General features: G+C 36.1%; 1 protein-coding gene. It reads right to left on the bottom strand.

Going from position 1 to position 4,003, the window contains the following annotated elements; genetic code table 11:
• A partial coding sequence (locus ACYSNV_RS12345) for an MBG domain-containing protein (RefSeq protein WP_461762840.1) occupies positions 1-3,544 on the bottom strand: 3,544 nt, incomplete at its 3' end.
• Between the last annotated feature and the right edge of the window lie 459 nt (positions 3,545-4,003).

Genomic DNA, 4,003 nt, shown 5'->3' with positions numbered 1-4,003 from the left:
GTAATCTCGAACTACTTGCCGCTGTTAATTGCAACTTGATATTATTATTAAATACGACAGGTAATAACTCTCTAAAATCAATAGATTGTGCAGCCTTATCGATTGTTAACTTCGCCTTTAATGGTAAATCTAAATAATTTGGCGCTTGCACTAAAGCCTCTACCTCATACTCTCCTGCATCTATTTGTCCGTTTCCAAAGTAACTAACCGCTGCTCCCAAAGGTAATTCTCCACTAACTAACAGCTCTTTTTTTGTTGCGTCATAAGCAAAACTAGAGTCTAGTAAACTAACCCCTTTCATAGGAATTTTTTCGATTGTTAACTTCGCCTTTAATGGTAAATCTAAATAATTCGGCGCTTGCACTAAAGCATTTACCTCGTACTCTCCTGCATCTATTTGTCCGTTCCCAAAGTAACTAACCGCTGCTCCCAAAGGTAATTCTCCACTAACTAACAGTTCTTTTTTTGTTGCGTCATAAGCAAAACTAGAATCTAGTAAACTAACCCCTTTCATAGGAATTTTTTCAATTGTTAACTTCGTCTTTAATGGTAAATCTAAATAATTTGGCGCTTGCACTAAAGCCTCTACCTCGTACTCTCCTGCATCTATTTGTCCGTTTCCAAAGTAAGTAACCGTTGCTCCCAAAGGTAATTCCCCACTAACTAACAGCTCTTTTTTTGTTGCGTCATAAGCAAAACTAGAGTCTAGCAAACTAATCCCTTTCATAGGAATTTTTTCGATTGTTAACTTCGCCTTTAATGGTAAATCTAAATAATTTGGCGCTTGCACTAAAGCCTCTACCTCATACTCTCCTGCATCTATTTGTCCGTTCCCAAAGTAAGTAACCGCTGCTCCCAAAGGTAATTCTCCACTAACTAACAGTTCTTTTTTTGTTGCGTCATAAGCAAAACTAGAATCCAGTAAACTAACCCCTTTCATAGGAATTTTTTCGATTGTTAACTTCGCCTTTAATGGTAAATCCAAATAATTTGGCGCTTGCACTAAAGCCTCTACCTCGTACTCTCCTGCATCTATTTGTCCGTTTCCAAAGTAAGTAACCGTTGCTCCCAAAGGTAATTCCCCACTAACTAACAGCTCTTTTTTTGTTGCGTCATAAGCAAAACTAGAATCCAGTAAACTAATCCCTTTAATAGGAATTTTTTCGATTGTTAACTTCGCCTTTAATGGTAAATCTAAATAATTTGGCGCTTGCACTAAAGCCTCTACCTCGTACTCTCCTGCATCTATTTGTCCGTTCCCAGAGTAAGTAACCGCTGCTCCCAAAGGTAATTCTCCACTAACTAACAGCTCTTTTTTTGTTGCGTCATAAGCAAAACTAGAGTCTAGCAAACTAACCCCTTTCATAGGAATTTTTTCGATTGTTAACTTCGCCTTTAATGGTAAATCTAAATAATTTGGCGCTTGCACTAAAGCCTCTACCTCGTACTCTCCTGCATCTATTTGCCCGTTCCCAGAGTAACTAACCGTTGCTCCCAAAGGTAATTCCCCACTAACTAACAGCTCTTTTTTTGTTGCGTCATAAGCAAAACTAGAATCCAGTAAACTAACCCCTTTCATAGGAATTTTTTCGATTGTTAACTTCGCCTTTAATGGTAAATCTAAATAATTTGGCGCTTGCACTAAAGCCTCTACCTCGTACTCCCCTGCATCTATTTGTCCGTTTCCAAAGTAAGTAACCGCTGCTCCCAAAGGTAATTCCCCACTAACTAACAGTTCTTTTTTTGTTGCGTCATAAGCAAAACTAGAGTCTAGCAAACTAACCCCTTTAATAGGTATTTTTTCGATTGTTAACTTCGCCTTTAATGGTAAATCTAAATAATTTGGCGCTTGTACTAAAGCCTCTACCTCGTACTCCCCTGCATCTATTTGTCCGTTTCCAAAGTAAGTAACCGCTGCTCCCAAAGGTAATTCCCCACTAACTAACAGTTCTTTTTTTGTTGCGTCATAAGCAAAACTAGAATCCAGTAAACTAACCCCGGTCATGACAGCTGGAGTTATCTCAAATGGTGCTCTGGTAAAACCAAAAAGATAGTTATCCTTTACATTTATACCAAGAGTACCTCTGTCAATATAATATAGCCCTACAGATTCTCCTGGATCCCGAGTTAAATGTCCTGATAAAGTATCATTATTCACTAGGCCTGTTACACTATAGGTTAATTCAGGATCCATTTCTCCGTAAACCTTAGTTAGAGAATCGGGTCTAACGCTTAACTCTTTAGGCTCTATATTTACTACAATCTTAACTAAATTACCCTCAGGACAAAGAGCAGTAGCTACGCTAACCCAATAAATTTGCTCACCAACTTTATCAGTTTTAATCGTAGGAGCTGCATTTGTAGGTGATTTATTTTCACCTATATACCAATTTAAATACCCACCGGGAAGGCCAGATGGAACTTTCGCATCTAAAACTTCAGGAGCATCACCATATTTTTTAACTATAGAAGTATTTGTTATAGGTACCCAGCCATTATTTTGTTTATAAACACGAATAGTATAGCTCAAAGTACAACCCTTAGAATCTGTTACAGTTACAGTATGATCTCCTTCAGTTAAATTAATAGCTGTGAAGTCTGTATGATTTGATGGTGACCAAGAATAAGTGTAAGGAGGTGTTCCACCATAAATACTGATACCTGCCTCTCCGTCATTACTCGAATAACAGCTTACATCACGTCTCCAATGTGATGCTATTTTGAGTTGCTCTGCTGTGTGAACAATTTGGAATTCTGACATTATAGCAACTCCGTTCGCATCTATTGCCCACACGCTATACCTACCCGCAGCTAAATTTCGAGCTGTATTTTCCGTACTTTGTGAGTGCGGCCAATAATACGTATAAGGGCTTTTTCCTCCCTTGGGCGTAACCCACGCCTGGCCAGTATTTGCTCCATAACAATCTATATTTATCTGATTTTTTTCAACTTCTAATTCATCTAATTCACTAAGAGCAATAGGTTGGGGTTGCTTTGTCCAAGTTAAAGTATCAAGGGAAACATATGTATAATTTCCATTAGCAGTTATACGTAATTCATCTATCGTAATATTAGAATAGTCCTGGCCATCTAAATCTGTTAAATCTATTAGTACGTAACCATTATTATTAGAGCTACTAGTTGTAAAACCTGTAGTCTTTGTATAAGAAAATTCTACTGTTCCATTTAATTTCCCAGTGATATTCAACTCACCTAGATCACTTAAATTTAAATCGGAAGATAATTGTATCCAAAAACTACTAACTTTAAATAAATTAGAAGTGGTTTTAATACTAAAAGAAGGGTCAGATAAAGTACTATCTTTAGCAATAAAGCGATTATTACTTATAGTACTTTTTTGTCCTTCATCCAAAAAATTTGTTTGAATATCAAAAAGATCACTATGCGAGATAATTTCAAATACCACACCGTTATCTGAGAAGTATCTCGAGCCTTGACTCTCAGTTTCAAAGGTCTTGGTAGAGGTCTGAGCAAAAAACAGATGATTAGTTAAAAAAAAGAGTAAGAGTAGAAGTTTCTTCATATAATTGCTTTGTTAGGATCATATATTTTTTACACCTCACTTAACAATAACAAATAAAAAGTCATTGCAATTTATTATTACAGATTAAGAAACTAAAGCCTCTATTATAAGATATCTGTTAAGTATGGTGAATCAAGAAATAACAAAAAGTAAAAATATTACCATTTTTCATCTGTTTTCAATTTATGGGGGTGGACAAAGGGGTGGACAAATCATAATGTCTTGAAAACAAACAGTTAAATTATACTAAAAAGGGACTATCTATGGGGTAAGGTAAAAAAGTTGGATTAAGTTAGGACATCTTTTTAAGTTATCCTACAAGCGCTGTACACTGTATGTATTAGTGTGTAAGTTCAAAAAATAAGCCTGGGTTAGGTTTCTATTAAAACCTAACTCAAGCTTCATATAGGGTATTAAATTGGTTTTATAAACAGTGTCATCTATTTTGAGTACAATAAA

Source organism: Myroides sp. LJL119 (assembly GCF_054871605.1).
Note: the sequence above shows the minus strand (reverse complement) of the source record. Positions and strands in the feature narration are given on the sequence as shown.